18 protein-coding genes are annotated in these 15,725 nt (G+C 42.3%); 15 read left to right on the top strand and 3 right to left on the bottom strand.

Translation table 11 applies throughout. The features are described 5' to 3' along the window. Nucleotides 1–65: 65 nt before the first annotated feature. Together N8M95_RS03485 and N8M95_RS03480 are read left to right on the top strand one after the other, a co-directional pair. A complete protein-coding gene (locus N8M95_RS03485) occupies nt 66–614 on the top strand; it encodes a carboxymuconolactone decarboxylase family protein (protein WP_261116741.1) in 549 nt (182 codons plus the stop codon). Between the two features lie 110 nt (nt 615–724). Beyond that, on the top strand, nt 725–1,624 hold the full coding sequence (locus N8M95_RS03480; protein ID WP_261116627.1) for a TDT family transporter: 900 nt from the start codon (nt 725–727) through the stop codon (nt 1,622–1,624). A gap of 24 nt (nt 1,625–1,648) precedes the next feature. On the opposite strand, the gene serS is transcribed toward N8M95_RS03480, so the two are convergent. The 3 genes from serS to N8M95_RS03465 form a co-directional block, all read right to left on the bottom strand. Then, the gene (gene serS / locus N8M95_RS03475; protein WP_120718966.1) at nt 1,649–2,923 is read right to left on the bottom strand and encodes a serine--tRNA ligase; all 1,275 of its coding nucleotides are present in this window, start codon (nt 2,921–2,923) and stop codon (nt 1,649–1,651) included. Nucleotides 2,924–3,136: 213 nt separating this feature from the next. After that, nucleotides 3,137–3,508, bottom strand: coding sequence for a DUF956 family protein (locus N8M95_RS03470; protein ID WP_049487025.1), 372 nt, complete (start codon nt 3,506–3,508; stop codon nt 3,137–3,139). Nucleotides 3,509–3,510: 2 nt separating this feature from the next. Continuing rightward, nucleotides 3,511–4,875 (bottom strand): aspartate kinase, encoded by a 1,365-nt coding sequence (locus N8M95_RS03465; protein WP_120718965.1) that lies wholly within the window; start codon nt 4,873–4,875, stop codon nt 3,511–3,513. Between the two features lie 208 nt (nt 4,876–5,083). Between N8M95_RS03465 and N8M95_RS03460 the strand changes: the two genes are divergently transcribed. The 13 genes from N8M95_RS03460 to N8M95_RS03400 all read left to right on the top strand — a co-directional run bounded on the left by N8M95_RS03460 (nt 5,084) and on the right by N8M95_RS03400 (nt 15,644). Further along, the gene (locus tag N8M95_RS03460) at nt 5,084–5,869 is read left to right on the top strand and encodes an enoyl-CoA hydratase (protein WP_261116626.1); all 786 of its coding nucleotides are present in this window, start codon (nt 5,084–5,086) and stop codon (nt 5,867–5,869) included. Nucleotides 5,870–5,962: 93 nt separating this feature from the next. After that, nucleotides 5,963–6,397 carry a fatty acid biosynthesis transcriptional regulator FabT gene (fabT, locus tag N8M95_RS03455; protein ID WP_000386355.1) on the top strand — a complete coding sequence of 145 codons (435 nt, stop codon included), beginning with the start codon at nt 5,963–5,965 and terminating at the stop codon, nt 6,395–6,397. Continuing rightward, nucleotides 6,397–7,371, top strand: a complete 975-nt coding sequence (locus tag N8M95_RS03450) for a beta-ketoacyl-ACP synthase III (RefSeq protein WP_261116625.1) — start codon at nt 6,397–6,399, stop codon at nt 7,369–7,371. The genes fabT and N8M95_RS03450 overlap by 1 nt, the downstream gene beginning before the upstream one ends. A gap of 59 nt (nt 7,372–7,430) precedes the next feature. Next, nucleotides 7,431–7,655 carry an acyl carrier protein gene (locus N8M95_RS03445; RefSeq protein ID WP_000257838.1) on the top strand — a complete coding sequence of 75 codons (225 nt, stop codon included), beginning with the start codon at nt 7,431–7,433 and terminating at the stop codon, nt 7,653–7,655. A 116-nt stretch (nt 7,656–7,771) separates the two neighbouring features. Continuing rightward, on the top strand, nt 7,772–8,746 hold the full coding sequence (gene fabK / locus N8M95_RS03440; protein ID WP_261116624.1) for an enoyl-[acyl-carrier-protein] reductase FabK: 975 nt from the start codon (nt 7,772–7,774) through the stop codon (nt 8,744–8,746). Then, nucleotides 8,739–9,662 carry an ACP S-malonyltransferase gene (fabD, locus tag N8M95_RS03435; protein WP_261116623.1) on the top strand — a complete coding sequence of 308 codons (924 nt, stop codon included), beginning with the start codon at nt 8,739–8,741 and terminating at the stop codon, nt 9,660–9,662. Before fabK ends, fabD begins: the two co-directional genes overlap by 8 nt. A 40-nt stretch (nt 9,663–9,702) precedes the next feature. Further along, a complete protein-coding gene (gene fabG / locus N8M95_RS03430; protein WP_064276628.1) occupies nt 9,703–10,434 on the top strand; it encodes a 3-oxoacyl-[acyl-carrier-protein] reductase in 732 nt (243 codons plus the stop codon). A 21-nt stretch (nt 10,435–10,455) separates the two neighbouring features. Further along, the gene (gene fabF / locus N8M95_RS03425; protein WP_045604895.1) at nt 10,456–11,691 is read left to right on the top strand and encodes a beta-ketoacyl-ACP synthase II; all 1,236 of its coding nucleotides are present in this window, start codon (nt 10,456–10,458) and stop codon (nt 11,689–11,691) included. Nucleotides 11,692–11,693: 2 nt separating this feature from the next. After that, nucleotides 11,694–12,179 carry an acetyl-CoA carboxylase biotin carboxyl carrier protein gene (gene accB / locus N8M95_RS03420; protein ID WP_045604894.1) on the top strand — a complete coding sequence of 162 codons (486 nt, stop codon included), beginning with the start codon at nt 11,694–11,696 and terminating at the stop codon, nt 12,177–12,179. Then, nucleotides 12,176–12,598 (top strand): 3-hydroxyacyl-ACP dehydratase FabZ, encoded by a 423-nt coding sequence (gene fabZ / locus N8M95_RS03415; RefSeq protein WP_045604893.1) that lies wholly within the window; start codon nt 12,176–12,178, stop codon nt 12,596–12,598. Before accB ends, fabZ begins: the two co-directional genes overlap by 4 nt. Nucleotides 12,599–12,609: 11 nt before the next feature. Then, nucleotides 12,610–13,977, top strand: a complete 1,368-nt coding sequence (gene accC, locus N8M95_RS03410; RefSeq protein ID WP_261116622.1) for an acetyl-CoA carboxylase biotin carboxylase subunit — start codon at nt 12,610–12,612, stop codon at nt 13,975–13,977. 36 nt (nt 13,978–14,013) lie between these two features. After that, a complete protein-coding gene (gene accD, locus N8M95_RS03405) occupies nt 14,014–14,880 on the top strand; it encodes an acetyl-CoA carboxylase, carboxyltransferase subunit beta (protein ID WP_061759873.1) in 867 nt (288 codons plus the stop codon). After that, nucleotides 14,877–15,644 (top strand): acetyl-CoA carboxylase carboxyl transferase subunit alpha, encoded by a 768-nt coding sequence (locus N8M95_RS03400; RefSeq protein ID WP_261116621.1) that lies wholly within the window; start codon nt 14,877–14,879, stop codon nt 15,642–15,644. Before accD ends, N8M95_RS03400 begins: the two co-directional genes overlap by 4 nt. Nucleotides 15,645–15,725: the final 81 nt, after the last annotated feature.

Genomic DNA, 15,725 nt, shown 5'->3' with positions numbered 1-15,725 from the left:
TATATTATACACGGTATAGAATCTGTGATAGACTAGGTTTCAACAAAATGAAAAGAGGTTTTATGATGACAACATTTACCATCCATACAGTAGAATCAGCACCAGTAGAAGTGAAAGAAGTTCTTGAAACAGTAGAAAAAGATAACAATGGCTATATTCCTAACCTAATTGGTCTCTTGGCTAATGCCCCTACTGCTTTAGAAGCCTACAGAACTGTCGGAGCTATCAACCGTCGCAACAGCCTGACACCAGTTGAGCGTGAAGTGGTGCAAATCACGGCAGCCGTGACCAATGGTTGCGCCTTCTGCGTCGCAGGTCACACAGCCTTTTCAATTAAACAAATCCAGATGAACGATGATCTTCTGCAAGCCCTTCGCAATCGTACTCCAATCGAAACAGATCCTAAATTGGACACCCTAGCTAAGTTTACTTTGGCAGTTATCAATACCAAGGGTCGTGTAGGAGATGAAGCCTTAGCTGAGTTTTTAGAAGCTGGATACACTCAACAAAATGCCTTGGATGTGGTTCTTGGTGTCAGCCTAGCAAGCCTCTGTAACTATGCTAACAACCTAGCCAATACACCAATTAACCCAGAATTGCAACCTTATGCTTAATTCATATCTGAGTAAAAAATGAAGTCTGAAATTAACGGACTTCGTTTTTTATTCCCTCATTTAAGCGCTTTTATGCTATACTGAAACTAATATGATTATTGGAGGTTAGGATGAAAAAACTCCCTTTGGTATTTTCTGGTTGTTTGCTAGGTTTGGCAGGAGCTGGAAACCTTATTTTAGATACGTTGCCGGTTCTGTCCCATCTGTTTAGTCTGACAGGTTTGGTTTTGTGGACTTACTTTCTAATGCTGCATCTCTTTAATTGGAAGGAAATCAAGCAAGAATTGACCAAGCCTCCTCTTTTGTCAGGGATGGCCACTTTTCCTATGGCTGGGATGATTTTATCGACTTATGTCTTTCGAGTCTTCCCTCATCTTCCTTTGGTAGCGCAAGGACTTTGGTGGTTTTCATTTCTCTTGGATTTGTTCTTGATTGCTGGTTTCACCATTAAATTTGCCTATCCAGGTAAGAGAGTTCAGGCCACTCCTAGCTGGACGGTTCTCTATGTGGGGATAGCAGTAGCAGCCTTGACCTATCCTCTTGTAGGCATCATAGAAATTGCCTATGCGACTTTGAGTTTTGGATTTCTCTTGACCTTCTATCTCTACCCGCTTATTTATAGCGATTTAAAGAAACATCCGCTCCCACTAGCCTTGCTTGGACAAGAAGGAATCTACTGTGCCCCTTTCTCTCTACTCTTGGCTTCCCTAGTTCGAGTTGCAGGTGCCAGCCTGCCGACTTGGATTTTAATCGTCATGATCTTGGTTTCTCAATCTTTCTTGTTCTTTGTTTTGACTCGCCTGCCCAATATTTTAAAACAAGGCTTTCAACCAGCCTTCTCAGCCCTCACCTTCCCAACCATTATCACAGCCACCTCGCTCAAGATGGCTCAGGGAATCTTGAAACTTCCATTTCTGGATTATCTGGTCTTGGCTGAAACTATTATATGCCTAACTATTTTATTCTTTGTATTGGGCACTTATCTGATTTGGTTACGAAAAAAGGTCTAGCTAAAAATAGCTAAACCTTATTTTTTATGGTTTGATAACTTCAGCTCCACCCATGTATGGACGAAGTGCTTCTGGGATAGTCACAGAACCATCTGCATTTTGGTAGTTTTCAAGAATAGCAGCTACTGTACGTCCAACTGCAAGTCCAGAACCGTTCAAGGTATGGAGCAATTTCACCTTGCCGTCTGCTTCATCACGGTAACGGATTTGGGCACGACGGGCTTGGAAATCTTCTGTATTTGAACAACTTGAGATTTCACGGTAAGTATTTTGCGCTGGAATCCAAACTTCCAAGTCGTAAGTCTTAGCAGCTGAGAAGCCCATATCTCCAGTAGAGAGAGCAACGACACGGTATGGAAGGTTGAGTTTTTGAAGGATATTTTCAGCGTTGGCTGTCATTTTTTCCAATTCTTCGTAAGATTCTTCTGGTTTGGCAAATTTAACCATTTCAACCTTGTGGAATTGGTGCAAACGAATCAAGCCACGAGTATCACGACCAGCAGAACCAGCCTCAGAACGGAATGATGGGCTCATAGCAGTGAAGTAGATTGGCAGGTCTTTACCGTCAAGGATTTCATCACGGTAGTAGTTTGTTAGAGGAACTTCAGCTGTAGGAATAAGGACATAATTGCTGTCGCTGAGTTCAAAAGTATCTTCCTTGAATTTTGGATATTGACCAGTCCCAAACATAGAATCATGGTTAACCATGTAAGGCGTGATGACTTCCGTATAGCCTTCTTTTCCATGTTCATCCAACATAAAGTTGTAGATGGCACGTTCCAAACGAGCACCGAGTCCTTTATAGAAGAGGAAGCGAGCTCCTGTTACCTTACCGCCACGTTCCCAATCAAGGATACCAAGGTCTTCGCCAAGATCCCAGTGAGCTTTTGGCTCGAAATCGAACTCGCGTGGAGTACCCCAACGGCGAACCTCCACATTGTCGTCTTCGTCAGCCCCAACAGGAACGCTATCAGCTGGAATATTTGGAAGAGTAGTGGTAAATTCTGTTAATTTAGCATCGATTTCTGCCAATTCAGCATCCAAGGTTTTGACTTCAGCAGATAGATTTTGCATAGCAGCAATCTTGTCATCTGCATTTTCCTTGTTGCGCTTAGCTTGGGCAATCTCAGCAGAAACTGTGTTTCGTTCTGCCTTGAGAGTTTCAACCTTGACCAAGATGTCACGACGTTTAGCGTCGATTTCTTTCATCTCATTCAAGACAGCAGCATCTACACCACGTGTAGCCAATTTTTCTGCGACAGCATCAAAGTCTGTACGAATACGTTTGATATCTAACATAAGAACTCCTTTATGAAAAAAGCACACCTGACAAAGCGTTGGAGTGGCAGGGCCACGGTTCCATCCAACTTCACAGGTGTGCACTTGATTGTGTATGCAATTGTTACTAACGGTAGAATTTCACCTATCCCTCCTATCTGCTCGCAGCATCCGCAGACTTTCTGAAAGAAGAAGATAACCTACTTATCCGTTGCTATGATTATACTAAAGTTTCTACTTTTTTGCAAATAGATTTTTAAATTTTTGCCCAATGGTCTGAATCAGAGTCGGAAGTTTGACGACCTTGTCATTACCCAGTTTTTCGCGAGCAATTTTGAGGATGGCACCTGAGTCTTTTGAAGCAAAGAGGAATTTTCCTCTGTCTGTAAAGACTTCGAAGTGGCGACTGATTTTGCGACCAGAGACATTAGCTCCAATCTGGTTGATATGACTCCAAGGAATCTGGATAAATTGTTCAACATTGACATCTGGGTAAAATTCCAAAGCCTGATCTCCGACTAGGAATTTCCCAACTTTCCCAGCTATAGAGAGGTAGGAAGTGCCTGTCGTATTGAGGAGCACTGTTTTGTTAAGCGATTGGGCCATGATTAGTCTTCCTTACTTTCACCGAAAAAGGCATTGTAGAGGGCTTTAATAGCTGCTTTCTCTTGGTCCTTATGGACAACAAACATGATAGACACTTCACTAGAACCTTGAGACATCATCTGGATGTTGATCTTATTTTCAGATAAAGCGCGTGTCGCAGTAGCAGTGACACCGATATGGCTCTTCATCTTTTCTCCAACAATCATAATGATTGAAAGGTCGTGCTCGATTTCTGCATGGTCTACTTCGGCCTTTTGAACCAACTGACGAAGGATTTCTTCTTCCTTGATAGGAGTTAGTTCGCGAGAACGGAGGATGATTGAAAGATCGTCGATACCTGTTGGCATATGTTCCCAACCGATGTTAAGATCTTCAAGGATTTGAAGAACCTTGCGTCCAAATCCAACCTCACGGTTCATAAGGTATTTAGACATGTTGATGCTGACAAAGCCTGAGTCACCAGCAATTCCCACAACTGGAAATTCATCACTACTGTGTTTTAGAACGATACGAGTACCTGGATGGTCAGGATTGTTGGTATTCTTGATAACTAGAGGAATTTTTCCACGGTAGGCAGGTAGAAGAGCTTCATCATGAAGGACTGAGAATCCTGCATAGGCCAACTCACGCATTTCACGGTAGGTCAATTCAGGGATAGAATGTGGTTGATGGATGATACCTGGGTGAGCTGCAAAGATACCATCAACATCCGTAAAGTTTTCATAGAGATCAGCTTTAACCCCTGCAGCAATGATAGAACCAGTGATATCAGAGCCTCCACGTGAGAAGGTACAGATTTGATTTTCCTTGGTAACTCCAAAGAAACCAGGAATGACAAGAACTTCATTTGTATTTGTCAATTCCTCAATCTTGTCATAACTTGATGGAATGATGCGAGCGTGACCAGGTTCACTTGTGACCACAATACCAGCTTCTCTAGGGTGAACATAGCGTGCATCGATACCGTTTTGGTTAAAATAGGCAGCAATCAATTTAGCATTGTTATTTTCACCAGCTGCTAGGAAAGTATCGTAGAGAAATTCATTTTCATCAATAGGAAGAGTGGCCAAGGCGCGAATGCTTTTAGAGATTTTTTCTAAAACAGCAGGTTTTAGTCCTAGTTCACTAACCATAGCGGCATAGCGGTCGATAATCCAGTTTTGGCTCTTGCTAATATCGTTACCAGCAACATAGTCGCGGTAGTATTTAATCAAGGCATCCGTAACCTTAGTATCTTCGGCATTGCGTTTCCCAGGTGCAGAAACGACGACAAAACGACGCTCTGAATCGCTTTTTACAATGTTTAAAACTTTTTCTAATTGACTAGCAGAGGCAAGAGAGCTACCTCCAAATTTAACAACCTTCATAAGAACTCCTAAAGTAAGTATTTTATACGATTATAGCAGAAAGAAAGCCTTTTTTCAATGAAGAAAATAAGATGCTTTCTAGGAAAAGCGAGCCTTTCTAATCGGCTGAGACACTTTTAGTCGATTTTTTATTGCTTTCTGATTTTAAAAAAGATATACTTTGGAAATAAAATAATTTAAACTGCTTATAAAATAAAAAGGAGTCCAGATGGAACACATTATTTATCAGCTTGAAGAGGATTTGGCAATCCTTACCTTGAATCGTCCTGAGGTCGCGAATGGTTTTCATATTCCTATGTGTGAGGAGATTTTAGAAGCTCTGACTTTGGCAGAAGAGGATCCGGCTGTGCATTTTGTCTTAATCAACGCGAATGGCAAAGTCTTTTCAGTTGGGGGAGATTTAGTAGAGATGAAGCGGGCGGTGGATGAGGATGATATTCCATCATTGACGAAAATCGCAGAATTGGTCAATACTATTTCTTATAAAATCAAGCAAATTGCAAAACCTGTTTTGATGGAGGTTGATGGGGCTGTTGCAGGTGCTGCAGCGAATATGGCTGTTGCAGCAGATTTCTGTTTAGCGACCGATAAGGCTAAATTTATCCAAGCCTTTGTTGGAGTTGGTTTGGCTCCAGATGCAGGAGGGATTCATCTCTTGAGCCGAAGTATTGGTGTGACGCGTGCTACTCAACTAGCCATGACAGGAGAGGCTTTGACAGCAGAAAAAGCTCTAGAGTGGGGTGTGGTTTACCGTATTTCTGAAGCTGATAAGTTAGAAAAAACCAGAGAACAGCTTCTTAAAAAATTAAGACGTGGTTCAAGCAATTCCTATGCTGCCATTAAGAAGTTGGTTTGGGAGAGCCAATTCAAAGATTGGCAAGATTATGCTACTTTAGAACTGAACCTACAGGAATCCTTAGCTCAAACAGAGGATTTCAAAGAAGGAGTTCGGGCTCATTCGGAAAGAAGAAGACCTAAATTTACAGGAAAATAAAAAAATACTTGCACCATTCTTTGAACTTTGATATAATTCTTTTGTCAAATGTTTTGATTCTAAAAGTTTTTTTGAAAAGGAGGGAAGGAAAGATTGGACTACCAACGAATTAATGAATATTTAACGTCTATATTTAACAATGTCCTCGTTATTGAGGAAGTTAGCTTGAGGGGTAGTCGTTTCAAGGATATCTCCATCAAAGAAATGCATACGATTGATGTGATTGGAAAAGTTCCAGATGTGACACCAAGTCAAGTGTCGAAAGAGTTGATGGTGACTCTTGGGACAGTTACGACTAGTTTGAATAATCTCGAACGCAAGGGTTACATTGAACGCATTCGTTCAGAACATGATCGACGTGTAGTGCATCTGCATTTGACAAAGAAAGGTCGCTTGGTTCATAGACTACATAAACGCTTCCACAAGGCCATGGTTGAAAAAATCATTGATGGTATGAGTAAGCAAGAAATTGAGGTTATGAGCAAAGGTTTGACTAATCTTTATCAATTTTTGGAGGATTTGAGATAATGGCTTTTGCAAAAATAAGCCAGGTTGCTCATTATGTGCCAGAGCAAGTGGTTACAAATCATGATTTGGCTCAGATTATGGATACCAATGATGAGTGGATTTCAAGTCGGACGGGAATACGTCAAAGACATATTTCAAGAACAGAATCTACGAGTGATTTGGCTACAGAGGTTGCTAAGAAACTGATGGCAAAAGCTGAAATCACAGGAGGGGAGTTGGATTTTATCATCCTAGCTACTATTACTCCAGATTCGATGATGCCCTCTACAGCTGCTCGTGTCCAAGCCAATATTGGTGCTAATAAGGCCTTTGCTTTTGACCTAACAGCAGCTTGCAGTGGATTTGTATTTGCCTTGTCAACTGCTGAAAAGTTTATCGCTTCTGGTCGCTTTCAAAAAGGCTTGGTGATTGGTAGTGAAACCCTGTCTAAAGCAGTCGATTGGTCAGACCGATCAACAGCTGTTTTGTTTGGAGATGGTGCTGGTGGAGTCTTGCTAGAAGCTAGCGAGCAAGAGCATTTCTTGGCAGAGAGTCTCAATAGTGATGGGAGTCGTAGCGAGTGTCTAACTTATGGACATTCAGGCTTGCATTCTCCGTTTTCAGATCAAGAAAGTGCAGATTCATTTTTGAAGATGGATGGGCGTGCAGTCTTTGATTTTGCTATTCGGGACGTAGCCAAGTCTATCAAGCAGACTATTGATGAATCTCCTATAGAGGCGACAGACTTGGATTATCTGCTACTTCATCAGGCTAATGACCGTATTTTGGATAAGATGGCTAAAAAAATTGGTGTCGACCGAGATAAACTTCCAGCCAATATGATGGAATATGGCAATACCAGTGCAGCCAGTATCCCGATTTTACTTTCAGAGTGTGTAGAACAAGGTCTCATCCGTTTAGATGGTAGCCAGACTGTTCTACTATCAGGCTTCGGTGGAGGCTTGACATGGGGCACGCTCATTCTTACAATTTAGGTAATCATGTGGTGAACACATTGTTATAAAAAAACTATTTATTTTAAAGGAGTCCTATCATGGCAGTATTTGAAAAAGTACAAGAAATTATCGTTGAAGAACTTGGAAAAGACGCATCAGAAGTAACACTTGAATCCACTTTTGATGATTTGGACGCAGATTCATTGGACTTGTTCCAAGTAATCTCAGAAATCGAAGATGCTTTTGATATCCAAATCGAAGCAGAAGATGACTTGAAAACAGTTGGTGACTTGGTTGCCTACGTTGAAGAGCAAACAAAATAAACAGAATATAAATAGAAGGAGTAGGGAAACCCGCTCCCTCTTGTTTAGGCAATAGTTTGATTTTCAAATTATGACGGTATCGAACTATTACGTAAGCAAGAAACGATGGAGGCACTATGAAAACGCGTATTACAGAATTATTGAACATTGATTATCCTATTTTCCAAGGAGGAATGGCCTGGGTTGCTGATGGAGATTTGGCAGGAGCTGTTTCCAAGGCTGGAGGACTAGGGATTATTGGTGGGGGGAATGCCCCTAAAGAAGTTGTCAAGGCAAATATTGATAAAATCAAATCATTGACTGATAAACCCTTTGGTGTCAACATCATGCTCTTGTCTCCCTTTGTGGAAGATATTGTAGACCTCGTTATCGAGGAAGGGGTTAAGGTAGTTACAACAGGCGCAGGAAATCCAAGCAAATACATGGAACGTTTCCATGAAGCTGGTATTACGGTTATTCCTGTTGTGCCAAGTGTTGCCCTAGCGAAACGCATGGAAAAAATCGGTGCGGATGCCGTTATTGCAGAAGGAATGGAAGCTGGGGGGCATATCGGTAAATTAACAACCATGACCTTGGTGCGCCAGGTTGTTGCTGCTGTATCTATTCCTGTTATTGCTGCAGGAGGGATTGCGGATGGTGAAGGTGCTGCTGCTGGTTTTATGCTAGGTGCAGAAGCTATTCAGGTTGGAACTCGCTTTGTCGTTGCAAAAGAGTCTAATGCCCATCCAAATTATAAGGCGAAAATTTTAAAAGCTAGAGATATTGATACTACGATTTCAGCTCAACACTTTGGACATGCTGTTCGTGCGATTAAAAATCAGTTGACTCGTGATTTTGAACAAGCTGAAAAAGATGCCTTTAAACAAGAAAATCCAGATTTGGAAATTTTTGAACAAATGGGAGCAGGTGCTCTAGCCAAAGCGGTTGTTCACGGAGATGTGGATGGAGGCTCTGTCATGGCAGGTCAAATTGCAGGCCTTGTTTCCAAAGAAGAAACCGTTGAAGAAATCCTAAAAGATTTGTATTACGGAGCAGCTAAGAAAATTCAAGAAGAAGCCTCTCGTTGGGCAGGAGTTGTAAGAAATGACTAAAACAGCCTTTTTATTTGCTGGTCAAGGTGCCCAGTATCTAGGTATGGGCCGTGATCTCTATGATCACTACCCTATTGTCAAAGAAACGATTGATCAAGCGAGTCAGGTACTCGGTTATGATTTGCGTTATCTCATTGATAGGGAAGAAGAAAAACTTAATCAGACTCGCTATACGCAACCAGCTATTTTAGCAACTTCAGTTGCTATTTATCGTTTATTGCAAGAAAAGGGCTATCAGCCTGATATGGTTTCTGGTTTGTCTCTTGGAGAATACTCTGCCTTGGTGGCCAGCGGTGCCTTGGATTTTGAAGATGCGGTTGCCTTGGTAGCTAAGCGTGGAGCCTATATGGAAGAAGCGGCCCCTGCTGGTTCTGGCAAGATGGTAGCAGTTCTCAATACGCCAGTAGAGGTTATTGAAGAAGTCTGTCGAAAAGCTTCTGAACTTGGAGTGGTTACTCCAGCCAACTATAATACACCTGCACAAATTGTGATTGGTGGAGAAGTGGCTGCAGTTGACCGAGCTGTCGAACTCTTGCAAGAAGCAGGTGCCAAACGCTTGATTCCACTCAAGGTGTCAGGTCCCTTTCATACCGCTCTCCTTGAGCCTGCTAGCCAGAAACTAGCTGAAACTCTTGCTCAAGTAAGTTTTGCAGATTTTACTTGTCCCCTAGTTGGTAATACAGAAGCTGCTGTCATGCAAAAAGAAGATATAGTTCAACTCTTGACGCGTCAGGTCAAGGAACCAGTTCGTTTCTATGAAAGTATTGCAGTTATGCAAGAAGCAGGAGTAACCAACTTTATCGAGATTGGCCCAGGGAAAGTCTTGTCAGGCTTTGTCAAAAAAATTGATAAAACAGCTAAACTAGCCAATGTTGAAGATCAGGCGAGTTTGGAAGCCTTGCTAGAAAACGAGTAATCCCTTCTCCCACAAATACAAGAGGAAACAGGAGAAAAGAATGCAACTAAAAAATAAAAATATCTTTATTACAGGTTCGAGTCGTGGGATTGGTCTTGCCATCGCCCACAAGTTTGCTCAGGCAGGAGCCAATATTGTTTTAAACAGTCGTGGGGCAATCTCAGAAGAATTGCTCGCTGAGTTTTCAAACTATGGTGTCAAGGTGGTTCCCGTTTCAGGAGATGTATCAAATTTTGCAGATGCTAAGCGTATGGTTGATCAAGCTATTGTAGAGCTGGGTTCAGTAGATGTTTTGGTCAACAATGCAGGGATTACCCAAGATACCCTAATGCTCAAGATGACAGAAGCAGATTTTGAAAAAGTGCTCAAGGTTAACCTGACTGGTGCCTTTAACATGACACAATCAGTCTTGAAACCGATGATAAAAGCCAGAGAAGGTGCTATCATTAATATGTCTAGTGTAGTTGGTTTGATGGGGAATATCGGTCAAGCTAACTATGCAGCTTCTAAGGCTGGTTTGATTGGTTTTACCAAGTCTGTGGCGCGTGAAGTGGCCAATCGCAATATCAGGGTTAATGCTATTGCACCTGGAATGATTGAGTCCGATATGACAGCTGTTCTATCAGACAAGGTAAAAGATGCTATGCTGGCACAAATTCCTATGAAAGAATTTGGGCAGGCAGAGCAGGTTGCAGATTTAACAGTATTTTTAGCAGGCCAAGATTATCTAACTGGTCAAGTGGTTGCCATTGATGGTGGCTTAAGTATGTAGCAGAAGCTAGAGGTAAAAAAGATGAAACTAAATCGCGTAGTAGTAACAGGTTATGGAGTAACATCTCCAATCGGAAATACACCAGAAGAATTTTGGAATAGTTTGACAACTGGAAAAATCGGAATTGGCCAAATTACAAAATTTGATCATAGTGACTTTGATGTGCATAATGCAGCAGAAATTCAAGATTTTCCTTTTGATAAATACTTTGTAAAGAAAGATACCAATCGTTTTGATAACTATTCTTTGTATGCTTTGTACGCAGCCCAAGAGGCTGTCAATCATGCCAATCTGGATGTAGAGGCTATTGACAAGGATCGTTTTGGTGTTATTGTTGCCTCTGGTATTGGTGGAATCAAGGAAATTGAAGATCAAGTACTTCGCTTAAATGATAAAGGTCCAAAACGTGTGAAACCATTGACCCTTCCAAAAGCCTTGCCAAATATGGCTTCAGGAAATGTTGCTATGCGTTTTGGAGCAAACGGTGTTTGTAAATCTATTAATACTGCCTGCGCTTCATCAAATGATGCGATTGGGGATGCCTTCCGCTCAATCAAGTTTGGTTTCCAAGATGTTATGTTGGTAGGTGGTTCGGAAGCTTCTATTACACCTTTCGCTATTGCTGGTTTCCAAGCCCTAACAGCTCTCTCTACTACAGAGGATCCAACTCGTGCTTCTATTCCATTTGATAAGGACCGCAATGGGTTTGTTATGGGTGAAGGTTCAGGGATGTTGGTTCTTGAAAGTCTTGAACACGCTGAAAAACGTGGGGCAACCATCCTTGCTGAAGTAGTTGGTTACGGAAATACTTGTGATGCCTACCATATGACTTCTCCTCATCCAGAAGGTCAGGGAGCTATCAAGGCCATCAAACTAGCCTTGGAAGAAGCTGAGATTTCTCCAGAGCAAGTAGCCTATGTCAATGCTCACGGAACGTCAACTCCTGCTAATGAAAAAGGAGAAAGTGGAGCTATTGTAGCTGTTCTTGGTAAGGAAGTACCTGTGTCATCAACCAAGTCTTTCACAGGACATTTGCTGGGGGCTGCAGGTGCAGTAGAAGCTATCGTTACAATCGAAGCTATGCGTCATAACTTTGTACCAATGACAGCTGGAACAAGTGAAGTATCAGATTATATCGAAGCCAATGTCGTTTATGGACAAGGCTTGGAGCAAGAAATTCCATACGCTATTTCAAATACCTTTGGTTTTGGTGGCCACAATGCAGTTCTTGCTTTCAAACGTTGGGAGAATAAATAAGTATGAATTTAAACGATATTAAAGACTTGATGGCCCAATTTGACCAATCAAGTTTGAGAGAATTTTCTTATAAAAATGGGACGGATGAGTTGCAGTTTAGCAAGAATGAAGCTAGACTTGTACCTGAAGTTGCAGCTCAAGTCGCTCCAGCGCCCGTTCTAGCAACACCAAGTCCAGTAGCACCTTCATCTGCTCCAGCAGAAACTGTAGTGGAAGAAACTTCGGCGCCAGTAGAAGCAAGTGTGGCTGCTGAGGGAGATGTTGTAGAGAGCCCACTTGTTGGGGTGGCTTACTTGGCTGCTGGTCCAGATAAACCTGCCTTTGTAACAGTTGGTGATAGTGTTAAAAAAGGCCAAACATTGGTAATTATTGAAGCCATGAAAGTCATGAATGAAATCCCAGCTCCTAAGGATGGTGTGGTAACAGAAATTCTCGTTTCTAATGAAGAAATGGTTGAGTTTGGTAAAGGATTGGTACGTATCAAATGATCGATATTCAAGGAATCAAAGAAGCCCTTCCCCACCGTTATCCTATGCTCCTAGTGGACCGTGTGTTGGAAGTGAGCGAGGATACTATTGTTGCCATCAAAAATGTGACCATTAATGAGCCCTTCTTCAACGGTCATTTTCCTCAATACCCTGTCATGCCAGGTGTTCTGATCATGGAAGCCTTGGCGCAAACAGCTGGTGTCTTGGAGTTATCAAAACCTGAAAATAAAGGTAAACTGGTTTTTTACGCTGGTATGGATAAGGTTAAGTTCAAGAAGCAAGTTGTACCAGGTGACCAATTAGTTATGACGGCAACGTTTGTAAAACGTCGTGGCACCATAGCTGTGGCTGAAGCAAAGGCTGAAGTGGATGGCAAGCTTGCGGCCAGTGGAACTCTTACCTTTGCAATAGGGAACTAAGGAGGTTCTCCATGTTTCGAAAAATTTTAATTGCCAATCGTGGTGAAATTGCGGTTCGTATTATCCGTGCGGCGCGTGAATTGGGGATTGCGACGGTGGCGGTTTATTCAACTGCTGATAAGGAAGCCCTTCATACGCTTTTAGCAGATGAAGCAGTTTGTATCGGCCCTGGTAAGGCAACAGAGTCTTATCTCAATATTAATGCGGTTCTATCAGCTGCAGTCTTGACTGAGGCAGAAGCTATTCACCCAGGTTTTGGATTTCTCAGTGAAAATTCCAAATTTGCAACCATGTGTGAAGAAGTTGGTATCAAGTTTATTGGTCCATCTGGCCATGTCATGGATATGATGGGAGACAAAATCAATGCGCGTGCTCAGATGATCAAAGCAGGTGTTCCAGTCATTCCAGGTTCAGATGGAGAAGTGCATAACTCTGAGGAAGCTTTGATTGTTGCTGAAAAAATTGGCTACCCTGTTATGCTTAAGGCTTCAGCAGGTGGAGGTGGTAAAGGGATTCGTAAGGTTGAAAAACCAGAAGACCTCGTTTCAGCCTTTGAAACGGCCTCTAGTGAAGCCAAGGCCAATTATGGCAATGGTGCCATGTACATTGAACGGGTTATCTATCCAGCTCGTCACATTGAGGTTCAAATCCTAGGAGATGAACACGGACATGTGATTCACTTGGGTGAACGGGATTGTTCTCTTCAACGGAATAACCAAAAGGTTTTAGAAGAAAGTCCTTCGATTGCAATTGGCAAAACGCTACGTCATGAAATTGGTTCTGCTGCTGTTCGAGCTGCAGAGTCTGTTGGCTATGAGAATGCAGGGACCATTGAGTTCCTGCTTGATGAAGCCAGCGGTAAATTCTATTTTATGGAGATGAATACACGTGTTCAGGTAGAGCATCCAGTAACAGAGTTTGTTTCAGGAGTGGATATCGTTAAGGAACAGATTCGCATTGCGGCAGGTCAGCCTCTGTCTGTTAAGCAAGAAGATATTGTCCTACGAGGTCATGCCATCGAGTGTCGTATCAATGCAGAAAATCCAGCCTTTAACTTTGCTCCTAGTCCAGGTAAGATTACTAATCTCCATCTGCCAAGTGGTGGAGTTGGCTTGCGCGTGGATTCAGCAGTTTATCCAGGCTATACCATTCCACCTTATTATGATAGTATGATTGCTAAAATCATCGTTCATGGTGAAAATCGTTTTGATGCCTTGATGAAAATGCAACGTGCTCTCTATGAATTAGAGATTGAAGGAGTGCAGACCAATGCAGATTTCCAGCTTGACCTCATTTCAGATCGCAATGTCATTGCTGGAGATTACGATACTTCCTTCTTGATGGAAACCTTTTTACCCAAGTATCAAGAAAAAGAATAAAATGACTTCAAGAGTTTAAACCGAAAAGGGGAATCAATGGCTCTATTTAGTAAAAAAGATAAGTATATTCGAATCAATCCCAATCGTTCGGTTAGGGAAAAACCTCAAGCTAAGCCAGAGGTTCCAGATGAATTATTCTCCCAGTGTCCAGGCTGTAAGCATACCATTTATCAGAAGGATCTGGGAAGTGAGCGTATCTGTCCACATTGTAGCTACACCTTTCGTATTTCTGCCCAAGAACGCTTGGCTTTGACGATTGATATGGGAACCTTCAAGGAATTGTTTACAGGGATTGAAAGCAAGGATCCCTTGCATTTCCCTGGCTATCAAAAGAAACTAGCAGCTATGCGTGAAAAAACTGGTCTGGACGAAGCCGTTGTGACAGGAACAGCTCTTATAAAAGGTCAGACTGTGGCTCTTGGGATTATGGATTCCAACTTTATCATGGCTTCTATGGGTACGGTTGTAGGTGAGAAAATCACTCGTTTGTTTGAGTATGCGACTGTCGAAAAATTGCCAGTTGTTCTATTCACAGCCTCTGGTGGAGCCCGTATGCAGGAAGGAATCATGAGTCTCATGCAGATGGCCAAGATCTCTGCAGCAGTTAAACGGCATTCTAATGCTGGTCTCTTTTACCTGACCATTTTGACAGATCCAACGACAGGTGGTGTGACAGCTTCTTTCGCTATGGAAGGTGATATCATTCTGGCTGAACCACAAAGTTTGGTTGGTTTTGCTGGGCGTCGTGTCATTGAAAATACAGTTCGTGAAAGCTTGCCTGAGGATTTCCAAAAGGCAGAATTCCTATTGGAACATGGTTTTGTGGATGCTATCGTCAAAAGAAGAGATTTGCCAGATACGATTGCAAGCCTAGTCAGATTGCATGGAGGGAGTCCTAGATGAATATTGCAAAAATAGTCAGAGAAGCGCGTGAGCAGAGTCGCTTGACAACCTTGGACTTTGCAACAAGCATTTTTGATGACTTTATCCAATTACACGGTGACCGTTCTTTTCGTGATGATGGTGCAGTTGTTGGTGGCATCGGCTGGCTTGGGGACCAAGCTGTAACAGTGGTTGGTATCCAAAAAGGTAAGAGTTTGCAAGACAACCTCAAACGGAATTTTGGCCAACCGCATCCAGAAGGCTATCGTAAGGCCCTGCGTTTGATGAAACAGGCTGAAAAGTTTGGTCGTCCAGTAGTGACCTTTATCAATACTGCAGGTGCCTATCCTGGTGTGGGGGCGGAAGAACGTGGACAGGGAGAAGCTATCGCTCGCAATCTCATGGAAATGAGTGACCTGAAAGTTCCGATTATCGCCATCATTATCGGTGAAGGTGGTTCAGGTGGGGCTCTGGCTCTAGCCGTTGCGGACCGTGTTTGGATGCTGGAAAATTCTATCTATGCTATTCTCAGTCCAGAAGGTTTTGCTTCTATTTTATGGAAAGACGGCAGTCGTGCCATGGAAGCGGCAGAACTGATGAAAATCACTTCGCATGAACTGTTAGAAATGGATGTGGTGGATAAGGTGATTTCTGAAGCAGGACTTTCTAGCAAAGAACTGATTAAGAATGTTAAAAAAGAACTCCAAACGGAGCTAGCTCTACTTTCACAAAAACCGTTAGAAGCGTTGTTGGAAGAACGTTATCAACGATTTAGAAAATACTAATACCTCAGAATACATAAAAACTAGAACTGGCAGTCAGTTCTAGTTTTTATGTGGTTCTTATACTCTTCGAAAATCTCTTCA

The organism is Streptococcus mitis (assembly GCF_946190325.1).
Taxonomy (GTDB): domain Bacteria; phylum Bacillota; class Bacilli; order Lactobacillales; family Streptococcaceae; genus Streptococcus; species Streptococcus mitis_CF.
This window is presented reverse-complemented; position numbering and strand designations above follow the sequence as displayed.